Here is a 20,453-nt window from a genome sequence, read left to right on the forward strand (position 1 = left end):
ATACTGTAATGATTAAAAATAAAGGAGACAACGTGATGGAACATCCGATATTTGAACTGAAAAATATCTCCTACACTTATAAAGATAAACTCGAAACCACACCTGCTCTTAGAAATATCAACCTGAAAGTCCATGAAGGCGACTTTGTTGCACTTGTCGGACCGAACGGTTCAGGCAAGACGACACTGCTGAAGCTGATACTCGGTGTACTTCGGCTGCAGACGGGCGAAATCAACATCAATGGCAAGAGCATACGCGCCTATCAGTCCTGGCAGGAGGTCGGCTACGTATCACAGAAGTCCAACAGTTTCAGCAAAGGATTTCCTGCGACAGTGGGGGAAGTCGTGCTCAGCGGTCTGACAAAAGAAAAAGGGCTGTTCAAGCGTTTCAACAGAAACGACCGCCAGAAGCTGAAGGAAGTCCTCGAGCTGTTGAATATCAGCCATCTCGAGAACAAGAACATATCCCTCTTGTCCGGTGGACAGACGCAGCGTGTCTTCATTGCAAGAGCCCTGATCAATAACCCGTCGATTCTTGTACTGGATGAGCCGACTGTCGGCATAGATGCCAAGCACGTAAAGGAATTCTATGATGTACTATTCAAGCTTAAATCCCAGTCGGTGACGATTCTGCTCGTCACCCATGATATCGGAGTTGTCGTCGACCATGCGGATGAAGTGGCATGTCTGAATGAGCACCTTCATTTCCATGGTACCAATAATGAGTTCAAAAACCTTGGTGAGGCGGAACTGTCCAAAATCTACGGTTTCCCGCTGCAACTTGTCAGTCATGACCATGAAAGGAGTACTACCAGTGATACAGGCGCTTATTGACTATGATTTCATCCGCTACTCTTTCATCAGTGGTCTGATTGCAGGACTTATTGCACCATTGATCGGCACGTTCATCGTCATCAGAAGGCTATCATTGATTGCTGATGCCCTGAGCCACGTGACACTCGGCGGCATTACGTTTGGCGTCTATCTTTCGTCACTCGTCGGCATGACGATCAATCCGCTGATTACAGGCATTGTATTTTCGGTATTCGGTGCACTCGGCATTGAACGTCTGCGAAGTGTATATAAGCACTACCAGGAACTTGCCATACCAATCATCATGAGCTTCGGCGTGGCACTCAGTGTGCTGTTCCTATCCCTGGCTGACGGCTTCAACCAGGATCTGTTCGGATACCTCTTCGGCAGCATCAGTGCAGTACAGTTCTTCGATCTCATCCTGATTGCAGTGATCGGCATCGTTGTCCTCATCTTCATCTATCTGCTGTATAAGGAAATGTTCCTTGTTTCATTTGACGAAGAGTATGCAGATGTCATGAACATCAGCAAGTGGATCCACTTCCTGTTCATCATCGTTGTCGCACTCGTCATCAGTGCGTCAATGCGGATTGTCGGCATACTGCTTGTCAGTGCCCTGATGACATTGCCTGTGGCAGCAGCAATGCGTGTGACTTCAAGTTTCAAGCAGCTGATGGTCATGAGTGTCGTATTCGGTGAACTGGCTGTGATTGCCGGCCTGTTCATGAGTTTCCACCTGGATGTCTCTCCAGGTGGCACAATCGTACTTGTTTCCCTCGCACTGCTTGCCGTAACCATTATTCTTGACCGGATAGGAGTGAAGCGACGTGGCCAACCAACTGAACCAGTATAAAGATAAACTGAAGGAGAACAGTCTCAAGATCACGCAGAAAAGAATGCGCATGATCGAGCTGTTCCTCGACGAAAACAGATATCTGAGTGCCAAAGATGTCCAGGAGCTGCTGAAGGACGAGTATCCGGACATCAGCTATGATACAATCTACCGCAACCTGTACACCCTGAAAGATATCAATGTGCTGGAGCAGACAACACTATCAGGCGAGATGCACTATAAAATATCATGCACAACACACCACCATCATCATTTCATCTGTGACGAATGCGGCGTGACACGAGTCATCCACTACTGTCCGGTGCAGCAATGGGAGAATGAGCTGGATGATGTTGAAATCAGAAACCATAAAGTGGAACTGTATGGCCTATGCGGCGAATGCAAGAAGACCAGGACTTAAAAGTTCTGGTCTTTTTTATGTTGACACCACTGTACATATTGTATATATTAAGTATATACAATATAAACGGAGGTGATGCGATGAACATCCGAATATCAAATCAAAGCGATATCCCCATCTATGAACAGCTGAAAGAGGAGATCATCCGGCTGATCATGAATGGTGAGCTGAGACCAGGGGACCCCCTGCTGTCGATGCGCTCACTCGCCAAGGAACTGAGTATCAGCATCATTACCACCAAACGGGCCTATCAGGATCTCGAAGCATCCGGCTACGTATATTCTGTCGTCGGCAAGGGCACATTCGTCAGTGAACAGAATGCTGAAAACAGAAGAGAGCAGGTACTTGTAGAAATTGAGAAGAAGATCCAAGACCTGCTGAAGACAGCCAGACAGATCGACCTTTCCGTAGAAGAACTTGCAGAAATGATCAAAGTCATGGAGGATGAGGACAAATGAATGCAATCACTGTCACAGGACTGAATAAAAGTATGGGCGGTTTCAAGCTGGAAGACGTTGATATGAATATTAGGAAGGGCTACATTACAGGACTGATCGGTGAGAACGGTGCGGGCAAGTCCACAGTAATCAATCATATATTGTCATTGAAAAAGCAGGATAGTGGAGATATCAATGTGCTTGATCAGGATCAGGAAGAAGAAAGAACAGAGCTGCTGAATCAGATTGGCCTGGTATTTGCCGAAGACCGGCTGCCACAGAATGTGACACCAGGCAGATTGAGCAGACTGCTCCACACTTTCTATGACGAATGGAACAATGAAACATTCCAAACGTACTTGCAGACATTTAATGTCAAAACAGACAGGAAAATAAAATATCTGTCCACTGGCGAGAAAGTCAAACTTTCCATTGCCATTGCACTGAGCCATAATGCAGAGCTCCTGATTCTAGATGAGCCGACGTCCAATCTCGATCCGACATTCCGCATGGAACTGCTTGAAATACTGCAGGAACTGATGATTGATGAGGAGATGACAATTCTTTTCAGTACGCATATCACATCCGACCTCGATAGGATTGCCGATTACATCATCATGATCGATGACGGAAAGATACTGTTCGAAATGGAGAAGGAAGCGCTGTTTGAGACTTACAGGAAAGTGAAGGGCAGCATGGACATGCTTGACGATGAGACCGAATCGCTGCTCATCGGTACGACAAGGAATTCACTTGGCTTTGAAGGAATGTCGAAAGAATACGAAGCGTTCCGGGAATTGTATGGAAATAAAGTTGTAGTGGAGCCTATTACAATAGATGAAATCATGTACTACATCAAAAAGGAGAAAAGGGGTTTTGATCATGTATAAGCAGCTTGTGCTGAATCTTTTCCATTCCAGATGGATCTGGTATGTCGGTATTGCGACTATCATCATAAATGTCATTACAGCTCTGCTGCCATCGGATGTCCAGCCGATCATTCTGCAGTTTACAAGCATATTGAACCTTCTTTCAATCATCTTTACAACCTCGTCGTATTTGAGCATCCATGATTTCATGAGAAAAAACAACAATCATCATTTTTTCTATACACTGCCGAATAGCAAGAAGGAAATGCTGAAAGGGGAGTATGTCTATTACATCATGATGCTGCTCCTGACATCCCTGATCATAGGGAGCTACCTCGCCACAATTAAAGAGATGTACTATATCTATGGATTTATCATGATTATAGGTGTCAGCCTGATTGTGATGAGTCTGTACTACCTCGGCTTTGCGAAGTACTGGATGCGGCATGTCTTTACAGGCTACTTTCTATACGCTGTACCTATGATCCTTACCTATATGTTTCACTTTCTGCTGGTAAGAAATATTAATGAAATGAATCTCGACTTGCCAAGTTACGAAATGGTTCTCTATCACACTTCATTCTATACGCTCGCTATCGGCATCATCATGTTTGTTGCGACATACTTCATCAACAGGCGTAACATTACCAAATACGACATGATATAAAAGAAGTCCTCCAAACCAAAGTTTGGAGGACTTCTCATTTCTCTATCTATTTCGCAGCTTCTGCTTCTTCTTTTGCCTTGCGTTCTTTTTCGTAGTGTTCTTCTGCAAGGATATCGATTTCCTTCTTCAATTCATCAACCATGATTTCTTCCGGCACTTTTCTTACCGTTTTGCCATGCATGAAGAGGAGTCCCTCGCCACGCGCACCGGCGATGCCGATGTCTGCTTCGCGTGCTTCACCTGGTCCGTTGACCGCACAGCCGAGTACCGCCACTTTGAGCGGTGCCTTGATGGTGGAGATGTACTCCTCGACCTCGTTCGCAATGGAAATCAGGTCGATTTCGATACGGCCGCAAGTCGGACAGGCGATGAGTGTCGCTGCGTTGCTTGCGAGGCCATAGCTTTTCAGCAGTTCCTTCGCTACTTTGATCTCTTCGACCGGATCGGCAGAAAGTGAGATGCGCATCGTGTTGCCGATGCCTTTGGAGATGATGGCACCGAGTCCGGCAGCACTTTTTACGGTACCGGCAAACAGTGTACCACTTTCCGTAATACCGAGGTGGAGCGGATAGTCGAATGCTTTCGCCGCTTTCTCGTACGCTTCGATTGCCAGGTTGACGTCCGATGCCTTCATAGACACGATGATGTCATGGAAGTCGAGGTCTTCGAGTATCTTGATGTGGTGCAGAGCACTCTCGACCATGCCGTCGGCTGTCGGATAGCCATATTTCTTGATGATGTGGCGTTCAAGACTTCCGGCATTGACGCCGATACGGATCGGAATGCCTTTGGCCTTGCAGGCTTCAACGACTGCTTCGACTTTCTCACGCTTACCGATGTTACCCGGGTTGATACGGATCTTGTCCGCACCGCCTTCAACAGCAAGCAGTGCGAGTTTATAATCAAAGTGAATATCTACAACAAGTGGAATGTTAATCTGTTTTTTTATTTCCGGGATAGCCAGTGCATCTTCTTCTTTAGGACATGCGACACGTACAATCTGACATCCTGCTTCTTCTAGACGATGAATTTCTGCTACTGTTGCTTCGACATCGTGAGTTTTCGTCGTCGTCATGCTCTGGATGATGATTTGATCGGCACCGCCAATGGTGACATCGCCGACTTTGACCGGTCTTGTATTAGTACGGTGTGTAATTTGAGACATAACCAAACTCCTCATATTATATGATTCTCTAAATCAATAGCTATTATACTAGATATGAAATAAAAATGTAAACGTTGCGCCTTCCCCGGGTTTCTATTTCATTACAGGAAGCTTCCTATAATAATGGAAGTAGAAGGGTAGTGTGGCCAGGTAGATCCACCATGGAGTCAATCCTATAGCCAGCTGAATGCCGATTATCGGTATCAGTGCCAGGACAGTGGCAAAGGTGGAAAATTTGAACCAGTTCATGAACCGTGACTTTTTCCTGAGTACGGAGGAGATGAGATGCATGGCATAAACTCCGATGGACAGAAGTATGACGGCAAAGAACATGATGACTGCTGTATAGAAGACGACATAGACAGCGACATAGAAATAGAGGCTTGAAGTCTGCTGCTCGATGAATGTTTCAAGATCCTCATTGTTTTCGACCTGGCTGATATATGAATAGTCGAAGCCACCTCCCTGTACATCCCGTATGTATATGCCGTCTTTCAGAAATCCGATGAGAACCTCCCGGTCCGCACCGGTCATATCCCCGGTAGATCTACTTCCGCTGAATAGGATACTGCTGCCGTGGATCTGGATGGTCTTTGATTCCCCGACATATTCGCCATCCACAATGGAAAACTCGGGTATCTCGGACTCGATGCTGGTGAGACTCGTTGTGGCGCTGACACTCTGGAATAATGAAATGATATTCGGCAGGGCGATCATCAACGAGATGAGCAGTATATTAATGAGCATATGCTTGAAATTGGCAGTTCGGAAAAGGGGGTACTTGTTGAGAGTCAAAAATCTTTTATAGAAAGTAAAAAATTTCATTACGTCACGCTTCTTTCTGATACTTGGATGTTTCCTGTGGCTTTCAAATTCATACCATGGTCTGAAAAGTACGATGGAAACAGGCAATACATTTGTTATTTTAACATCGAATTGATATATTTGGTATGTAAACAATTAACTATGGAGGGGAATTAACTATGGCTTTTGAACTACCAGAACTACCTTATGCATACGATGCATTGGAACCTAACATTGACAAAGAAACTATGGAAATTCACCACACAAAGCACCACAACACTTATGTAACAAAACTGAATGATGCAGTAAAAGGTACGGACCTTGAAAACAAGTCCATTGAAGAAATCATCAGCAACCTTGACTCTGTTCCTGAAGACAAGAAGACTGCAGTGAGAAACAATGGTGGTGGTCACCTGAACCACTCCATGTTCTGGCAGCTGCTTACTCCGGAATCCAAAGAAGTTTCCGGTGAAATCAAAGATGCAATCGAATCCAAATTCGGTTCTTTCGACAAGTTCAAAGAAGAATTTGAGGCTGCAGGCGCAGCACGTTTCGGTTCAGGCTGGGCTTGGCTCGTTGTAAACAACGGAGAGCTTGAAATTGTCTCCACACCTAACCAGGACAATCCTGTTTCAGATGGCAAGACACCAATTCTTGGCGTAGACGTATGGGAGCACGCATACTACCTGAAATATCAGAACAAGCGTCCTGAATATCTGAAGGCATTCTGGAATGTCGTCAACTGGGACAAGGTAAACGAACTCTACAGCAATGCAAAATAATTTTTATTATCAGAGCGGGGATTCCCGCTCTTTTTTTGTTTGTTTTCAATTTCCCTCATGATTATGTGGTAGAATAGCGATACATATTTTAAGTGGAAGAAGGAATGAGTGGAATTGAAACGTGCAAAAACAAAAAGCCTTGAGGCGATAAATAGGCAAGTCATGAAATCAAGGATCAACATCATCATGCTGATTGTATTTCTGCTCTGTCTACTTCTCATATTCCGCCTCGGCTACCTCCAGATTGTAAAAGGTGATGAGTATCAGGAGGAAATTGCCAATGAGCAGTACGTGGAAATCAACCAGAGTGTACCCAGAGGCGAAATATATGATAGAAATGGCAACCTGCTGGTCGGAAATGCCTCAAAGAAGGCGATCTATTTTACACGTCATAGAAATATGGCATCCGGTGAAATTATGGATGTCGCAGCTGAACTCAGTACATATCTTGATATGGAGACAGAAAACCTGTCTTTAAGGGACAAGCAGGACTACCTGATCAGCATGTACCCTGACGAAGTCGAGGCACTGATGTCAAATGAGCAGACACTGCTTGATAATGGCAACATCTCACAGGAACAGTTCAACCAGGAGCTCTACCAGCGTATTACTGAAGAACAGATTTCAGGCATCCTTACTGAAGAAGATCTGAACACAATCGCCATCTATGTCGAAATGGTCAATGCACGTGAACTGAATCCAGTCGTTGTAAAAAGTGATGGGGTGACGGAAGAGGAGTTCGCAGAAATCAATGAGTCGCTTGATTCGCTGGAAGGGATATCGACTGGCATGGACTGGGAACGGGACTACCCTTATGGTGATACCCTCCGTACCGTTCTCGGGGAAGTATCATCCTCCGAGGAGGGGCTGCCGAGAGAACTGCTGGACTATTATATGGCACGTGGCTACTCCCGTAATGACAGGGTAGGCAAGACCTATCTCGAATACCAGTACGAAAATATACTGCGCGGCAAAAAGGAGCAGGTCAAATTCACAACAGACAAATCAGGAGAAATCATCAATCGTGAGGTTGCGATTCGAGGAGAGCCGGGTGACAATCTTTATTTGACTATCGATATCGATCTTCAGCTCGAACTGGAGGCACTGGCCGAGCACCATCTCACTTCTTTGCGGGATATGGCAGAGGAGATACAGGAGAGAAACAGCAGAACCGGGGAAATCGACTATACCATCATCCCTGAATATCTGGATACGGTTGTACTTGTCGTACAGGATCCAAATAACGGGGATATACTTGCCATGGTCGGGAAGCAGCTGGATGATGAAGGCAATATCATCGATTATCACTACGGTGCGCTGACATCGACCTATGCCGTGGGATCTTCAGTGAAAGGAGCCACGGTCGCCACAGGCTATCAGAATGAGGTCATCGAACCAGGAGAGACGCTGATTGATGAACCACTGGACTTCGCAGGCGGAACCCAGACGATCAGTTCCTTCTTCAATAGAACCGGGCAGGTGGCGATTGATGATCAGGAAGCACTGATGGTATCATCAAACGTCTATATGATGAAAATTGCTCTACGGCTTGCAGGTCTGGAATACCAGAGTGGCATGTCATTACCGACCGGCATAGGAGATGCAGCGAACACACTCAGGAACGGTCTCAACCAGTTCGGCCTCGGTGTGTCGACGGGGATCGATCTGCCGAATGAAGCAGTGGGTCTCAGTCCTGACCTCTCCAACAGTCCGGGAAGCTATCTGAACTTGTCGATCGGACAGTATGATACGTATTCAGCACTGCAGCTGTCGCAATATGTATCTACAATTGCAAATGGCGGTAATAGGGTGGGGCTTCATATGGCCAAGGAAGTACGTGAAGGGGATGCGAATGAAGCGGGTGCTGTGCTCCAGTCCTTCAATGGACAGGTGCTCAATACAGTCAGATTCTCACCCGCCGAACTGTCCCAGATCCATGCAGGATTCTACGACGTCTTCAATACCCACGACACTTCTACAGACCGATACGGTACGGGCTGGGATGCCTACCATGAACTTGAGCCGAAAGCGGCCGGTAAAACAGGTACTGCAGAAGCAGTATATAATGGGGACAATGTACTGAACCAGACCTATACCGGCTATGCTCCATACGACAATCCGGAAATGGCATTTTCAATCATCTTCCCGCATATGCCTTATACCGTTCCATTCTTCCCCGCACAGTATCTCGGCAGGGATGTTGTAAACAAATACTATGAAATCTATCGTGAGCAGGCGCCTGTCGAACCATACCAGTACGATACGGATGCTTTCTATGCAAGACTGTCATACGGCAGCTATTGAATACAGACCCGGAGTTGAAGTATATCTTCAACTCCGGGATTTTTTTCGATTAGTTTGTTTTTAAACCACATTTACTTAATCTTTACAAACCATTCATTCCAAATTTACATTCATTCGATAAAGTGGAGCATGTAACAAATACAACACTTAATTATTGGAGGAATTCGGGTAATGAAAAAGAGTATGTTCATGGCTGCACTGCTCATGAGTCTGATGTTCATTCTTGCTGCTTGCGGCGGCGGTTCTGGCGGATCATCAGATGAAAGTACAGAAGAAGCATCAACAGAAGAAAGCACAGAGGAAACTACAGAAAGCTCTGAAGCGAGCAGCGAAGAGACAACAGAAGGTTCCCTCTCTGGAACTGTTACTGGTGATGGTTCATCAACAGTTGCGCCAATCCTTGAACTGATAAATGAAGATTTCAATGCTGAATACCCTGACGTAGAAGTTGCTGTCGGTGTATCTGGTACTGGTGGTGGTTTTGAGAAGTTCATCGCTGGTGAAACAGACTTCCAGAACGCTTCCCGTGAAATCCAGGAAGAAGAAATCACTGCACTTGAAGATGCTGGCATCGAATATACAGAGTTCAAAGTTGCAAACGACGGTCTGACTGTTGCAGTCAACACTGAAAATGACTTTGTAGACTATCTTACATTCGAAGAACTACGAATGATCTACAGTGGCGAAGCAACATCTTGGAGCGATGTTCGTGCTGACTTCCCGGATGAGGAGATTACTGCTTACGCTCCCGACCAGTCACACGGTACCCACGACTTCTTCAAAGAAGTTGTAATGGAAGATGCTGATATCCAAGCTCAGCTTAACCAGGATACAAACGTCATCTCCCAATCAGTTGCCAGTGATGCCAACTCCATCGGGTTCTTCGGCTACAACTTCTATATGGTCAACCAGGACAACCTGAAAGGTGTTCCGATCCAAGGTCCTGAAACTGAAGAGCCGGTGGAAGTAAGTGATGAAACTGTTATGAGCTATGAGTATCCACTTGCACGTCCACTGTTCGTATACGCTAAAAATGAAGCACTTCAGAACAATGAAGCATTCCTGACATTCATGGAATTCACATTGAACAATGCATCATCTGCAGCTGAAGAGGCTGGATATGTTGCACTGACAGAAGAAGAAATGCAAGAACAAATGGATAAGCTTGCAGAATTCCAATAAGAAAACATATGGACGGGTCGAGACCCGTCCATTTTAAAGTATTTTGAAACGAGGGCTAATATGAGCGAGTATAATATTCAAAAAATGATCAGTGAGAAGAAGGGCAGAAGAAGTAGTGCATTCATCGAAAAGATGGTTCCTATCATTCTATTACTAATTACTTTAGTTTCCGTCCTTACGACAATAGGCATCCTGGTCACTTTACTTTCTGAAACAATCGTGTTCTTCACAAGGGTTTCACCTATAGAATTTCTAACTTCCACGGAGTGGTCAGCATTCAGTTCTGATCCACAATGGGGAATTTTTGCTTTAATCATGGGTACTTTGAAAATCACTGTCATAGCAGTCATTTTCGCTGTCCCGGTCGGACTGGGTGCTGCAATCTACCTCAGTGAATATGCAAGCGACCGCGTCAGACGCATCATCAAACCGATTCTTGAAATCCTTGCCGGAATTCCGACTGTCGTCTACGGTTTCTTTGCACTGACGTTTGTTACGCCACTGCTTAGAGGAATATGGTCTGAAGTCAACCTCTTCAATGCTCTCAGTCCAGGTCTGGTTGTAGGTGTCATGATCATACCGATGATAGCAAGTCTAAGTGAGGATGCGATGAGTGCCGTGCCGAATACAATGCGCGAAGGCGCACTCGGGCTTGGTTCAACACGTCTTGAGATGGTATTCAAGGTCATTCTTCCTGCAGCAATATCAGGCATCCTATCTTCAATTGTACTTGCCGTTTCCCGTGCAATCGGTGAAACTATGATAGTTTCCATTGCCGCCGGTAGTACGCCGAATGCCAGTATAAACATACTGGAATCACTACAGACTATGACAGGATTCATCGTCCAGGTTGCTTCAGGTGATGCAACTTATGGTACGGATACGTATTTCAGCCTCTATGCTGTAGGTATGACACTTTTCGTATTCACGCTGATCATGAACGTTGTTGCACAGTGGCTTTCACGGAAATTCAGGGAGGAATATTAAATGGAACTGATCAATAAACAAGAAGTATCAAAAAAATTAAGCGGGCGTCTGCTGCTGAATAAAGTTCTGAAGTATATCTTCCTGCTGTTTACCCTTGTCGGTCTTGTTGTACTTGCGACACTGCTCATAGACACTGTTCTTGATGGTTGGAGATATCTTACACCAGACTTCTTTACAAGCTACAGCTCAAGCAGGCCGGAAAGTGCAGGAATATATGGCGCCCTGATCGGGACACTCTGGCTGATGGCTGTCACTGCACCTATAGCGATCATACTCTCTGTAGGCACAGCGCTCTATCTTGAGGAGTATGCACCAAAAAACAGACTGGTCAATTTCATCAAAGTGAATATCTCCAATCTGGCAGGTGTCCCGTCAGTCGTCTTCGGACTTCTTGGTCTGACACTCTTTGTACGTCTGATGGAACTTGACAGCTCTGTACTTGCAGCAGCACTTACCATGTCACTGATGATTCTGCCGGTCATCGTAGTCGCGTCACAGGAATCCATTCGCTCTGTACCTTCTACCATCCGCGAAGCATCCATTGGAATGGGAGCAACAAAATGGCAGACAATTACCCGTGTCATTCTGCCTGCTGCAGTTCCAGGTATCATTACAGGTATCATTCTCGCACTTTCACGTGCAATCGGAGAAACAGCGCCGCTGATCATCATAGGGATACCAACAATCCTTCTGTTTACTCCAACAGGCGTGCTCGACACATTCTCAGCACTGCCTATGCAGATCTACTCTTGGGTAAAACTGCCTAATCCCGAATTCCAATCCGTTACCGCAGCCGGCATCATTGTACTGCTGTTCATCCTCTTCCTGATGAACTCAGTGGCTATATATATAAGAAACAAATATTCGAAACGTTTTTAATTTGGAGGCTTAAATATGACTTCGTCAAAAGTAAAAGAGGAAAAAAATATGAATACAGTCTATGATACAGCGGTCCAGGACCGTACAGAAGAAAATAGAACCATTGAACAGACACAGGCTGTTTTCCAGGCAAAAGACTTCAATCTCTGGTATGGCAACAATCATGCACTCCAGAACATCAACCTGGATTTCAACGAGAATGAGATCTCCGCAATCATCGGTCCATCCGGCTGTGGTAAATCCACATTCATCAAATCCCTGAACAGAATGGTCGAGCTTGTACCGATTGTCCGTACAGAAGGCGATATCGTCTACCGTGACCAGAGTATTTTCGACAAATCCTATACAGTGGAAGATCTTCGTACAAAAGTCGGCATGGTATTCCAGAAGCCGAATCCATTCCCTAAATCCATCTATGACAATGTCGCATATGGTGCGCGCGTCCACGGTGTCCGCAATAAGAAGGTTCTTGACCAGGTCGTCGAAAAAAGTCTGAAGGGCGCTGCAATATGGGATGAAGTCAAAGATCGACTGAATGACAATGCCTATGGACTCTCAGGCGGACAGCAGCAGAGAATCTGTATTGCGCGTGCGCTTGCGATTGAACCTGATGTCATCCTGATGGATGAGCCGACAAGTGCCCTTGACCCGATTTCCACAACAAAAATCGAAGATCTTATGCATGAATTGAAAAAAGACTACAGCATCGTCATTGTAACCCACAACATGCAGCAGGCTGCCCGCATCTCCGATAGAACTGCTTTCTTCTATCAGGGGTATGTTGTTGAATACGATAAAACAAACGTCATATTCGACAAGCCGAAGGATCAGCGTACTGAAGACTACGTGTCCGGAAGATTCGGATAGATGGTCTACCGCGAGAAATTTTCAGACGAAATGGCACGCTTATATGAAAGCGTACTGACACTCGGTGAGGAGTGCTATGAACGTCTTACGGGATGTACAGCCATACTCTCAAGTGATGGTACCGCAGATGCAAGACTGCTTGTCAGCGATGATAAGAGGATCAACAGACTGGAAGAAGAAATAAATAACCAGGCAATCAACCTGATCACCACCCAGCAGCCTGTGGCAACGGATCTTCGTCTGATCATTTCAAGCATCAAAGTGGCAGACGATCTTGAGAGGATCAGTGATAATATCAGCAATCTTGGCGAAGTGAGAAAGCGTGTACGCATCACCAATGAAAAGCTGCTGTTGCGTCTGTCCACAATGGAGCATCTTGCAATGCTGATGCTTGAAGATGTCAAGACGGCTTATGACAATAAAGACCTTGAACTCTGCAAAGAAATCATCATGCGGGATGAGGATATCGACGGTCTGTTCGTCCAGATTACAACGTCGGATATTTTTGATGAGACGGATGCTTTCATCACCGGTCAAAGCCAGCTGTGCGCGAAGTATCTGGAACGCATCGGTGATCACATCAAGAACATTGCAGAACATGTCTATTATGTTCTGACTGGTGACAAGCACGAAAGCAGAAATATTTCAGAATAGATCTTGGTCATCCAAGGTCTATTTTTTATTTGCTAAATTACCCATATTCATCATCTATGCTTTTTCTTTGTCGTCAGGATGATTATAATAGTAGTATCATATCAGCAATTACATACGAAATGAGGCATTGCAATGAATAAGAAAGCATTGCGCAAGGAAATGATGGCGACCTTGTCTTCCATGAAACCAGCGGATAAACAGGAGCGCGAGGAAATACTGAAAAGCAGACTGCTGGATCTGATCGAATCACAAGGAATACAATCTCTCGGTATTGTACTGTCCATGCCGCATGAGATGGATACGGACGGTATTATCGATCACCTTACACTGCAAGGCAAGTTGGTCTATACTCCAGTATGCAATTATGAAAATAAACAGATGGAGTTCCGCAGATTCACATCCTTCGATAAAGTGACGAAAGATGAGAAGAATCTGCGTATTCCTGAATATACGGAAGATGTCAATAACCATCCTGAAATGATTGTGGTTCCCGGTCTGATCTATTCCCAGGATGGATACCGTATCGGTTATGGCGGCGGCTATTATGACCGGTTTCTCAGCCACTATGATGGACTGAAGGTTTCCCTGCTTTTCGAAGAGCAGCTTGGCGAGGTCATTCCAGAAAACCATGATATTCCGGTTGATCTTCTGATTACTCCGGAAAGAACAATCGACGCCGAAGCAGAGAGGAAGAGAAATGTTTAACTTATGGCACATTGCCTATGAAGTGTCGCGCTACACGGAATATGCATTCCATCATTATGACCAGGGCCGGGACGCCATATGGATGCGCAATTCAAAAAGGAATGCAATGATGTGTCTGAATGCACGCGGGCTGCCAGAGGAAGTACAAGATGATGAAATGCGGTACTTGTCCGACATGCATTATAGATTGTCGCAGAACATGAAGGTTGCTCTCGTTGAAAGCTATCATTTTACAGAGTCTCCTTATACCAGCAAACATAAGGTCGACGGTGCGAAGATTGTGCTCAAGGGCATCAGAGGGGCAGAGGAGCTGGTTCGGAATCCGTTCTACAGAATCGATCTGAATCATAAAAAGCCAAAGGCTCCTGCATATTATCAGAAGCGTCTTGCGAGCCGTCATCCATTCGAGAAGTTCATGAATCAGTTCAGTCCGATGACATATCTGCTCATATGCATCAACCTGATCGTCTTTCTGTTCAATCTGGCAGCAATCCATTTCGCCGATTCATACCGCTATACACAGATGCTGGCATTGAACCACTATAATGTCATCGAAGGCGATCTCTACCGTCTACTGAGCAGCAGTTTTCTGCATGCTACTGTCGACCACTTCCTGTTCAACATATTTGCCCTGTATATTCTCGGGAAATTTACAGAGAGTATTTTCGGCAGCTGGCGGCTTCTGATTGCGTATGTTGCGACCGGTATCACTTCGAGCCTGTTTTCCATCATGTTCATCACTGAGGGAATATCACTAGGCGCCAGTGGTGCCATATACGGTCTCTTGGCAATTCTGGTTGTCCATCTGCTCGTCCACGGGCGAATCAGTGCCAAACTGCTCTTCCAGATTGCCGTCGTCTTCATCGTAGTCTCCGTACTTACACAGTTCATCTCGAATGTAAACCACTATGCACATATCGGCGGACTGGTTTTCGGTGCTCTGCTCGGTGTGATGTATCATCCAAGGAAATTCAAGCTCAGATGGCACACTGCTGCGCTGACGGCTTTTATTCTGCTTATCGTTCTTTCCTGGTTCATGGCCCAGAGGCACCATTCAGCACAGCCGCTCAGTGTCATGGCCATGGAGCACATCGAGGCAGGCGAGTACGAAGAAGCGCTTGGTATACTCAATGAATCAATCCGCACGAATAATGATACAGCCAAAACCTATCATGCATTGGGACTTGTTGCAGAGTATGCAGGAGATACGGAGCAGGCCCGCCAGTTCCATGAAAGAAGCCTTGCGATGAACCCAGATGATGAATGGGTGATGCGCTACAGGCTGATGCAGCTGCGAAAAGAAAGAAAGTATGAGGAAATGGATCAGATCCTTTCCGGAGTCGATGCAAAAGATATAGAAGATCCGCAACTGAAGGCGATCGTCGAGGCGCACGATGCAGATGAATAGGGATCTGACCTATATCAACAGGCTGCTGCTGCGTTTTGGCATATACGTATATGATAAGGATAGACAGAACATGCTTAAGCTGATGGAAATGGAAATCAAGGAACTGTATCAGTTTGGACTCATTACGAGCGAAGAATACAAAACGTCCATTCTGATCCTGAGACAGAAGAGAGAGGGATAGTTATGAAAAGAATTCTTGCAGCAGATATAGGTGGGACCACCTGTAAACTGGGTGTCTTCACACCGGACCTTGAACTATTGGACAAATGGGAAATACCTACAGATACTACGGACGAGGGCAGCCGTATACTTGAAGATATCCACCAGTCATTCAAATCGAAAGGGGATGACCATGAATTGAACCTGGCAGGAGTCATCGGGATCGGACTTGGTGTTCCAGGTCCTGTAGACTTCAACAATGGCATATTGAATGGGGCGATCAATCTGAACTGGATGGAGCAGAAGCCGATCGTCTCCGAATTCGAATCGATCAGCGGCATCCGGACCATTGTCGACAATGACGCAAATGTCGCAGCACTCGGCGAGCAGTTCAAAGGGGCAGGCAGTGGCCATAAGGATGTCGTCATGGTGACACTTGGTACAGGCGTCGGCGGCGGTGTTGTCTCAAACAGCATGCTCATCCATGGACATGGGGGCGCTGCGGGTGAGATCGGACACCTCTATGTGGATTACAATCGTCGGTTCCAGTGCAATTGCGGCAAGAAGGGCTGCCTTGAAACAGTTGCTTCCGCTACCGGCATGAAGAATCTTGCGGTGCACTATTACGAAAGCGGCATGACGGATACACTGCTTAAAAATGGGATTGAAGCCGGCACCCTGTCGGCAAAATCGATTGTCGAAGCTGGAGAGAAGGATGATGCGCTGGCACTCAAGGTCATCGATGAAGTCGCCCACTATATTGCAGTGGCACTCAGCAGCCTATCAGCGGTGACCAATCCAAAGTACTTTATTCTTGGTGGTGGTGTCAGCCGTGCAGGTCGCATGCTGACAGACAGGATAGAGGCATACTACCGTCCGATTACATTCCCACCAGCCTATGAGAATACTGAAATTGTCATGGCCGAACTTGGTAACGATGCAGGCATCTACGGTGCTGCACGGCTGGTCAAACAGTTTCTGGCATGAAAGAAGGCGTACCTTGAGGTACGCCTTCTTTCTATAGGAAATCGCTGACACTGTAGCTTTCCGAGAAACCGAAGTTGTCCGATATGAGAATGCGTTTGGCGATATAGGCAACAGTCTCAGCCGGATAGAGCCGGTTTGAAGATTTGTAGTCTTTGAACTTGTCGATATCCGGGAAGTCTTCCGGATCAGCTGAGCGTATCTCTCCCTGCATGTCGGTATCAATGACACCCGGACGGTAGGTCGCAGAGAGTATCGGATAGTCCAGCCGGTCCATCTCCTGGCGCAGTACGTCACTGACCATGTTGACAGCGGCCTTCGAACTGCAGTAGGCTGCCCATCCTTCCATCGGGTTGAGGGCCGCACCGCTCGATACGGTCAAAATGCGTTTGGCAGCCTGCAGTTCACCAAAGGCAGCAACAAAACCCTTCATCAGGAGGGCAGGGGCAAGTACGTTGATTTTATAGTTGTCGAGAAATCCTTTTGCGTCCATATTGGCAATCGACTTGACCGGATTGACTGCACCGGCATTATTGATCAGGAAGATTTCATCTCCTTTTTCCGGCCGTATGGAGCTGAATATTTCAGGAACAGCATCTTCCAGAGCCTGCTCATCCAGAAAATCGACATGGAACGTCTTGTACAGTTCAACATCCGTTTCGACTTCGGATCTCGAAATACTGATGATGCGATCTTCCTTGAAAATATCAAGCAGGGCGTTTCCAAGCCCCCGGCTTGTGCCTGTAATGAATACATATCTCATGCTCATCTCTCCTCATGTTTAGTCCATGTACAATTATAATTAAACCTTGAATTACTGTAAAATAAAAAACATGCATAAAAATGAATAAATATACTTGTAATGGACACTTTATAGTGCTATCATTCTAATCATTATAATTATAACATTACAGAGGTGAATGGAATGGAAAAGAAAGAAAAAGTGGTACTTGCCTACTCAGGTGGTCTCGATACAAGCGTAACAATCCAATGGTTCATAGATAAAGGGTATGACGTCGTTGCAGTGTGCCTTGATGTTGGTGAAGGAAAAGATCTGGATATCGTCTATCAGAAGGCGCTCGACATGGGTGCGATCGAATCCCACGTCATCGATACGACAAAAGAGTTTGCAGATGATTTTGTTGCCTATGCAATTTATGGAAATTCCATGTATGAAGGAAAGTACCCACTCGTTTCTGCACTCAGCCGCCCACTCATTTCCAAAAAGCTCGTCGAGATTGCACAGCATTCCAATGCAGACTATGTTGCGCATGGATGCACTGGGAAAGGAAACGACCAGGTGCGTTTCGAAGTTGCAATCCAGGGGCTCGATCCAAGTTTGAAAGTCCTCGCTCCGGTACGTGAATGGACGTGGAGCAGGGAAGAGGAGATCGACTACGCAAAAGAGAAGAACATTCCGATTCCGATCAATCTGGATTCCCCTTATTCAATCGACCAGAACCTCTGGGGCAGAAGTAATGAATGTGGTGTACTGGAAGATCCATGGAATACACCACCTGAAGGTGCATATGATCTGACAGCCAACATAGTGGATGCACCGGATGAGCCGGAAGAACTTGTTCTTTCATTTGAGGCCGGACTGCCTACCGCAATCAATGGCGTCTCCTACGACCTTGATGACCTGATCATCAAGCTGAATGATATCGCAGGTGCACATGGTATCGGCAGAATCGACCATGTTGAAAATAGACTGGTCGGCATCAAATCCCGTGAAGTATACGAAACACCAGGAGCGAAAGTCATTCTTACAGCGAAGCACGACCTTGAAACCATTACACTGACAAAGGATATTGCGCACTTCAAGCCATTCATCGAGCAGCAGTTCACAGAACAGGTCTACAATGGCCTGTGGTTCTCACCACTATCTGATTCCTTGAGAAAGATGCTCAAGGATATGCAGCAGCCGGTCAATGGCGAAGTCCGCCTGCAGCTCTACAAAGGCAATGTTACTGTGACAGGCAGACGTTCAGACAACAGCCTTTATGATGAAAAACTTGCGACATACACGAGCGAGGATGCCTTCAATCAGGACGCTTCAGTCGGTTTCATCGAAATCTTCGGTCTGCCGACGAAAGTCAAATCCATGCTTGAAAGCGGTGTGAAACTCTATGACTAAAAAAGCATGGGGGGGCAGATTTCAGGGAGAAGCAATAGAATGGGTGGATGCGTTCAACGCATCCATCCATTTTGACCAGGTGCTGATTGAAAAGGATATCGCCGGCAGTATTGCCCATGCGACAATGCTTGCAGCAAAGGATATCATTACAGAGGATGAAAAGCAGCAGATGATAGACGGCTTGAGTGCAGTACTCGACGACTACCACGAAGGCAGACTCGAATTTTCTGTACAGCATGAGGATATTCATATGAACGTCGAGCACGCACTCATCGAGAAGATTGGAGATGTCGGCGGAAAACTGCATACCGCCCGCAGCAGAAATGACCAGATTGCGACCGATATGCACCTCTATGTAAAAGAGAAGGCATATGAAATCATCGAAAGTATCGAAACACTGCAGGAAGCCATTCTTGAACTGGCCGAGGAGAACATCCATTGCATCATGCCGGGCTATACACATCTGCAGCGTGCGCAGCCCGTCCTTTTCTCACACCATATCATGGCGTACTTCTGGATGCTGAAGCGCGACAAGGACCGCTTCAATGACGCACTGCCGCGCATCGATATGTCACCGCTTGGGGCAGGAGCCATCAGTGGCACGACTTTCGATATCGACCGTGAAATGACCAAGGAGCTGCTCAACTTCACAGACATCTACCAGAACAGTATGGATGCTGTGAGCGACCGTGACTACATCATAGAGACACTCTCCAACATCAGCCTTGTGATGGTGCATCTTTCCAGGCTCTCTGAAGAAATCATCTTCTGGATGAGCGAGGAGGCGAATTTCGTCCAGCTGTCCGACCAGTTCACGACAGGCAGTTCGATGATGCCGCAGAAGAAGAACCCGGATATGGCGGAACTGATCCGTGGCAAGAGTGCACGTACAACCGGTGCGCTGACAAGCATGCTGATGCTGGTCAAAGGACTGCCACTCACCTATAACAAGGATCTTCAGGAAGATAAGGAAGGCATATTCGATGCGGTGACCACAGTCAAGGGCTCTCTCCGAATCATGACGGGCATGCTTGAGACAATGACCATCAATGAAGCTGTACTTGAAAAGACGGTTCAGAATGATTTCTCGAACGCCACTGAACTGGCCGACTATCTGGTACAGAAGGGCGTACCATTCAGGAAGGCGCATGAGGTGGTGGGTGAGCTTGTATTGAAGTGCATCAATGAAGGCAAGTACTTGAAGGATCTTTCCCTTACGGAGTATAAAGAACATCATGATTCAATAGAAGAGGACATCTACACAGTACTGTCTCCGCAGGTCGTCGTCGACAGGAGAAAGAGTCTCGGTGGTACGGGAACTGAGGCTGTCAGACATCAGCTGCAGATAGCAAGAGAAACGATGAAGAAATAAAAAAAGGCAAACCCTACTCGGGTTTG

The 20,453-nt window shown here is 46.2% G+C and carries 22 protein-coding genes; 19 read left to right on the forward strand and 3 right to left on the reverse strand.

All coding sequences use genetic code 11. The features are described 5' to 3' along the window. Positions 1-35: 35 nt before the first annotated feature. The 6 genes from J4760_RS02870 to J4760_RS02895 all read left to right on the forward strand — a co-directional run bounded on the left by J4760_RS02870 (position 36) and on the right by J4760_RS02895 (position 4,038). Positions 36-833 (forward strand): metal ABC transporter ATP-binding protein, encoded by a 798-nt coding sequence (locus tag J4760_RS02870; RefSeq protein ID WP_145286073.1) that lies wholly within the window; start codon positions 36-38, stop codon positions 831-833. After that, the gene (locus tag J4760_RS02875; protein WP_237604729.1) at positions 814-1,665 is read left to right on the forward strand and encodes a metal ABC transporter permease; all 852 of its coding nucleotides are present in this window, start codon (positions 814-816) and stop codon (positions 1,663-1,665) included. Before J4760_RS02870 ends, J4760_RS02875 begins: the two co-directional genes overlap by 20 nt. Beyond that, positions 1,640-2,065, forward strand: coding sequence for a Fur family transcriptional regulator (locus J4760_RS02880; protein ID WP_145286077.1), 426 nt, complete (start codon positions 1,640-1,642; stop codon positions 2,063-2,065). Before J4760_RS02875 ends, J4760_RS02880 begins: the two co-directional genes overlap by 26 nt. Positions 2,066-2,145: 80 nt before the next feature. Beyond that, positions 2,146-2,523 carry a GntR family transcriptional regulator gene (locus J4760_RS02885; protein ID WP_237604730.1) on the forward strand — a complete coding sequence of 126 codons (378 nt, stop codon included), beginning with the start codon at positions 2,146-2,148 and terminating at the stop codon, positions 2,521-2,523. Then, on the forward strand, positions 2,520-3,392 hold the full coding sequence (locus J4760_RS02890) for an ABC transporter ATP-binding protein (protein ID WP_237604731.1): 873 nt from the start codon (positions 2,520-2,522) through the stop codon (positions 3,390-3,392). The genes J4760_RS02885 and J4760_RS02890 overlap by 4 nt, the downstream gene beginning before the upstream one ends. Further along, complete coding sequence (locus J4760_RS02895; protein WP_237604732.1) at positions 3,385-4,038, forward strand: hypothetical protein; 654 nt, start codon at positions 3,385-3,387, stop codon at positions 4,036-4,038. Before J4760_RS02890 ends, J4760_RS02895 begins: the two co-directional genes overlap by 8 nt. A gap of 46 nt (positions 4,039-4,084) precedes the next feature. Here J4760_RS02895 and ispG read toward each other — a convergent pair whose 3' ends face one another. After that, positions 4,085-5,203 (reverse strand): flavodoxin-dependent (E)-4-hydroxy-3-methylbut-2-enyl-diphosphate synthase, encoded by a 1,119-nt coding sequence (gene ispG, locus J4760_RS02900; RefSeq protein WP_237604733.1) that lies wholly within the window; start codon positions 5,201-5,203, stop codon positions 4,085-4,087. A gap of 93 nt (positions 5,204-5,296) precedes the next feature. Further along, the gene (locus J4760_RS02905) at positions 5,297-6,028 is read right to left on the reverse strand and encodes a DUF1189 family protein (RefSeq protein WP_237604734.1); all 732 of its coding nucleotides are present in this window, start codon (positions 6,026-6,028) and stop codon (positions 5,297-5,299) included. A gap of 158 nt (positions 6,029-6,186) precedes the next feature. Between J4760_RS02905 and J4760_RS02910 the strand changes: the two genes are divergently transcribed. From J4760_RS02910 to J4760_RS02960, 11 genes are all read left to right on the forward strand, one after another. Beyond that, positions 6,187-6,789 carry a superoxide dismutase gene (locus J4760_RS02910; RefSeq protein WP_145286096.1) on the forward strand — a complete coding sequence of 201 codons (603 nt, stop codon included), beginning with the start codon at positions 6,187-6,189 and terminating at the stop codon, positions 6,787-6,789. Positions 6,790-6,903: 114 nt separating this feature from the next. Then, a complete protein-coding gene (locus tag J4760_RS02915) occupies positions 6,904-9,093 on the forward strand; it encodes a peptidoglycan D,D-transpeptidase FtsI family protein (RefSeq protein ID WP_237604735.1) in 2,190 nt (729 codons plus the stop codon). A 171-nt stretch (positions 9,094-9,264) separates the two neighbouring features. Beyond that, entirely contained in the window at positions 9,265-10,275 is a 1,011-nt protein-coding gene (locus J4760_RS02920; protein WP_237604736.1) for a PstS family phosphate ABC transporter substrate-binding protein, read from the forward strand. A gap of 84 nt (positions 10,276-10,359) precedes the next feature. Next, on the forward strand, positions 10,360-11,262 hold the full coding sequence (gene pstC / locus J4760_RS02925) for a phosphate ABC transporter permease subunit PstC (RefSeq protein WP_370637542.1): 903 nt from the start codon (positions 10,360-10,362) through the stop codon (positions 11,260-11,262). Continuing rightward, on the forward strand, positions 11,263-12,141 hold the full coding sequence (gene pstA, locus J4760_RS02930; RefSeq protein ID WP_145286104.1) for a phosphate ABC transporter permease PstA: 879 nt from the start codon (positions 11,263-11,265) through the stop codon (positions 12,139-12,141). A 48-nt stretch (positions 12,142-12,189) separates the two neighbouring features. Continuing rightward, on the forward strand, positions 12,190-13,008 hold the full coding sequence (pstB, locus tag J4760_RS02935) for a phosphate ABC transporter ATP-binding protein PstB (protein ID WP_145286107.1): 819 nt from the start codon (positions 12,190-12,192) through the stop codon (positions 13,006-13,008). After that, positions 13,009-13,662: a phosphate signaling complex protein PhoU gene (gene phoU / locus J4760_RS02940; RefSeq protein ID WP_237604737.1), complete on the forward strand. Its 654-nt coding sequence runs from the start codon at positions 13,009-13,011 to the stop codon at positions 13,660-13,662. Between the two features lie 132 nt (positions 13,663-13,794). Further along, positions 13,795-14,367, forward strand: a complete 573-nt coding sequence (locus tag J4760_RS02945) for a 5-formyltetrahydrofolate cyclo-ligase (RefSeq protein WP_237604738.1) — start codon at positions 13,795-13,797, stop codon at positions 14,365-14,367. Then, a complete protein-coding gene (locus J4760_RS02950; RefSeq protein ID WP_237604739.1) occupies positions 14,360-15,775 on the forward strand; it encodes a rhomboid family intramembrane serine protease in 1,416 nt (471 codons plus the stop codon). The genes J4760_RS02945 and J4760_RS02950 overlap by 8 nt, the downstream gene beginning before the upstream one ends. Then, a complete protein-coding gene (locus J4760_RS02955; protein WP_237604740.1) occupies positions 15,762-15,956 on the forward strand; it encodes a YqgQ family protein in 195 nt (64 codons plus the stop codon). The genes J4760_RS02950 and J4760_RS02955 overlap by 14 nt, the downstream gene beginning before the upstream one ends. Positions 15,957-15,958: 2 nt before the next feature. Then, positions 15,959-16,921, forward strand: coding sequence for an ROK family glucokinase (locus J4760_RS02960; RefSeq protein ID WP_145286119.1), 963 nt, complete (start codon positions 15,959-15,961; stop codon positions 16,919-16,921). A gap of 31 nt (positions 16,922-16,952) precedes the next feature. On the opposite strand, the gene J4760_RS02965 is transcribed toward J4760_RS02960, so the two are convergent. Beyond that, the gene (locus tag J4760_RS02965; RefSeq protein WP_237604741.1) at positions 16,953-17,681 is read right to left on the reverse strand and encodes an SDR family NAD(P)-dependent oxidoreductase; all 729 of its coding nucleotides are present in this window, start codon (positions 17,679-17,681) and stop codon (positions 16,953-16,955) included. 162 nt (positions 17,682-17,843) lie between these two features. Here J4760_RS02965 and J4760_RS02970 point away from each other — a divergent pair, with 162 nt between their 5' ends. Further along, on the forward strand, positions 17,844-19,055 hold the full coding sequence (locus J4760_RS02970) for an argininosuccinate synthase (RefSeq protein ID WP_145286124.1): 1,212 nt from the start codon (positions 17,844-17,846) through the stop codon (positions 19,053-19,055). Beyond that, positions 19,048-20,427, forward strand: coding sequence for an argininosuccinate lyase (gene argH, locus J4760_RS02975; protein ID WP_237604742.1), 1,380 nt, complete (start codon positions 19,048-19,050; stop codon positions 20,425-20,427). The genes J4760_RS02970 and argH overlap by 8 nt, the downstream gene beginning before the upstream one ends. Positions 20,428-20,453: the final 26 nt, after the last annotated feature.

Source organism: Salinicoccus sp. ID82-1 (assembly GCF_021991715.1).
Lineage (GTDB): Bacteria > Bacillota > Bacilli > Staphylococcales > Salinicoccaceae > Salinicoccus > Salinicoccus cyprini.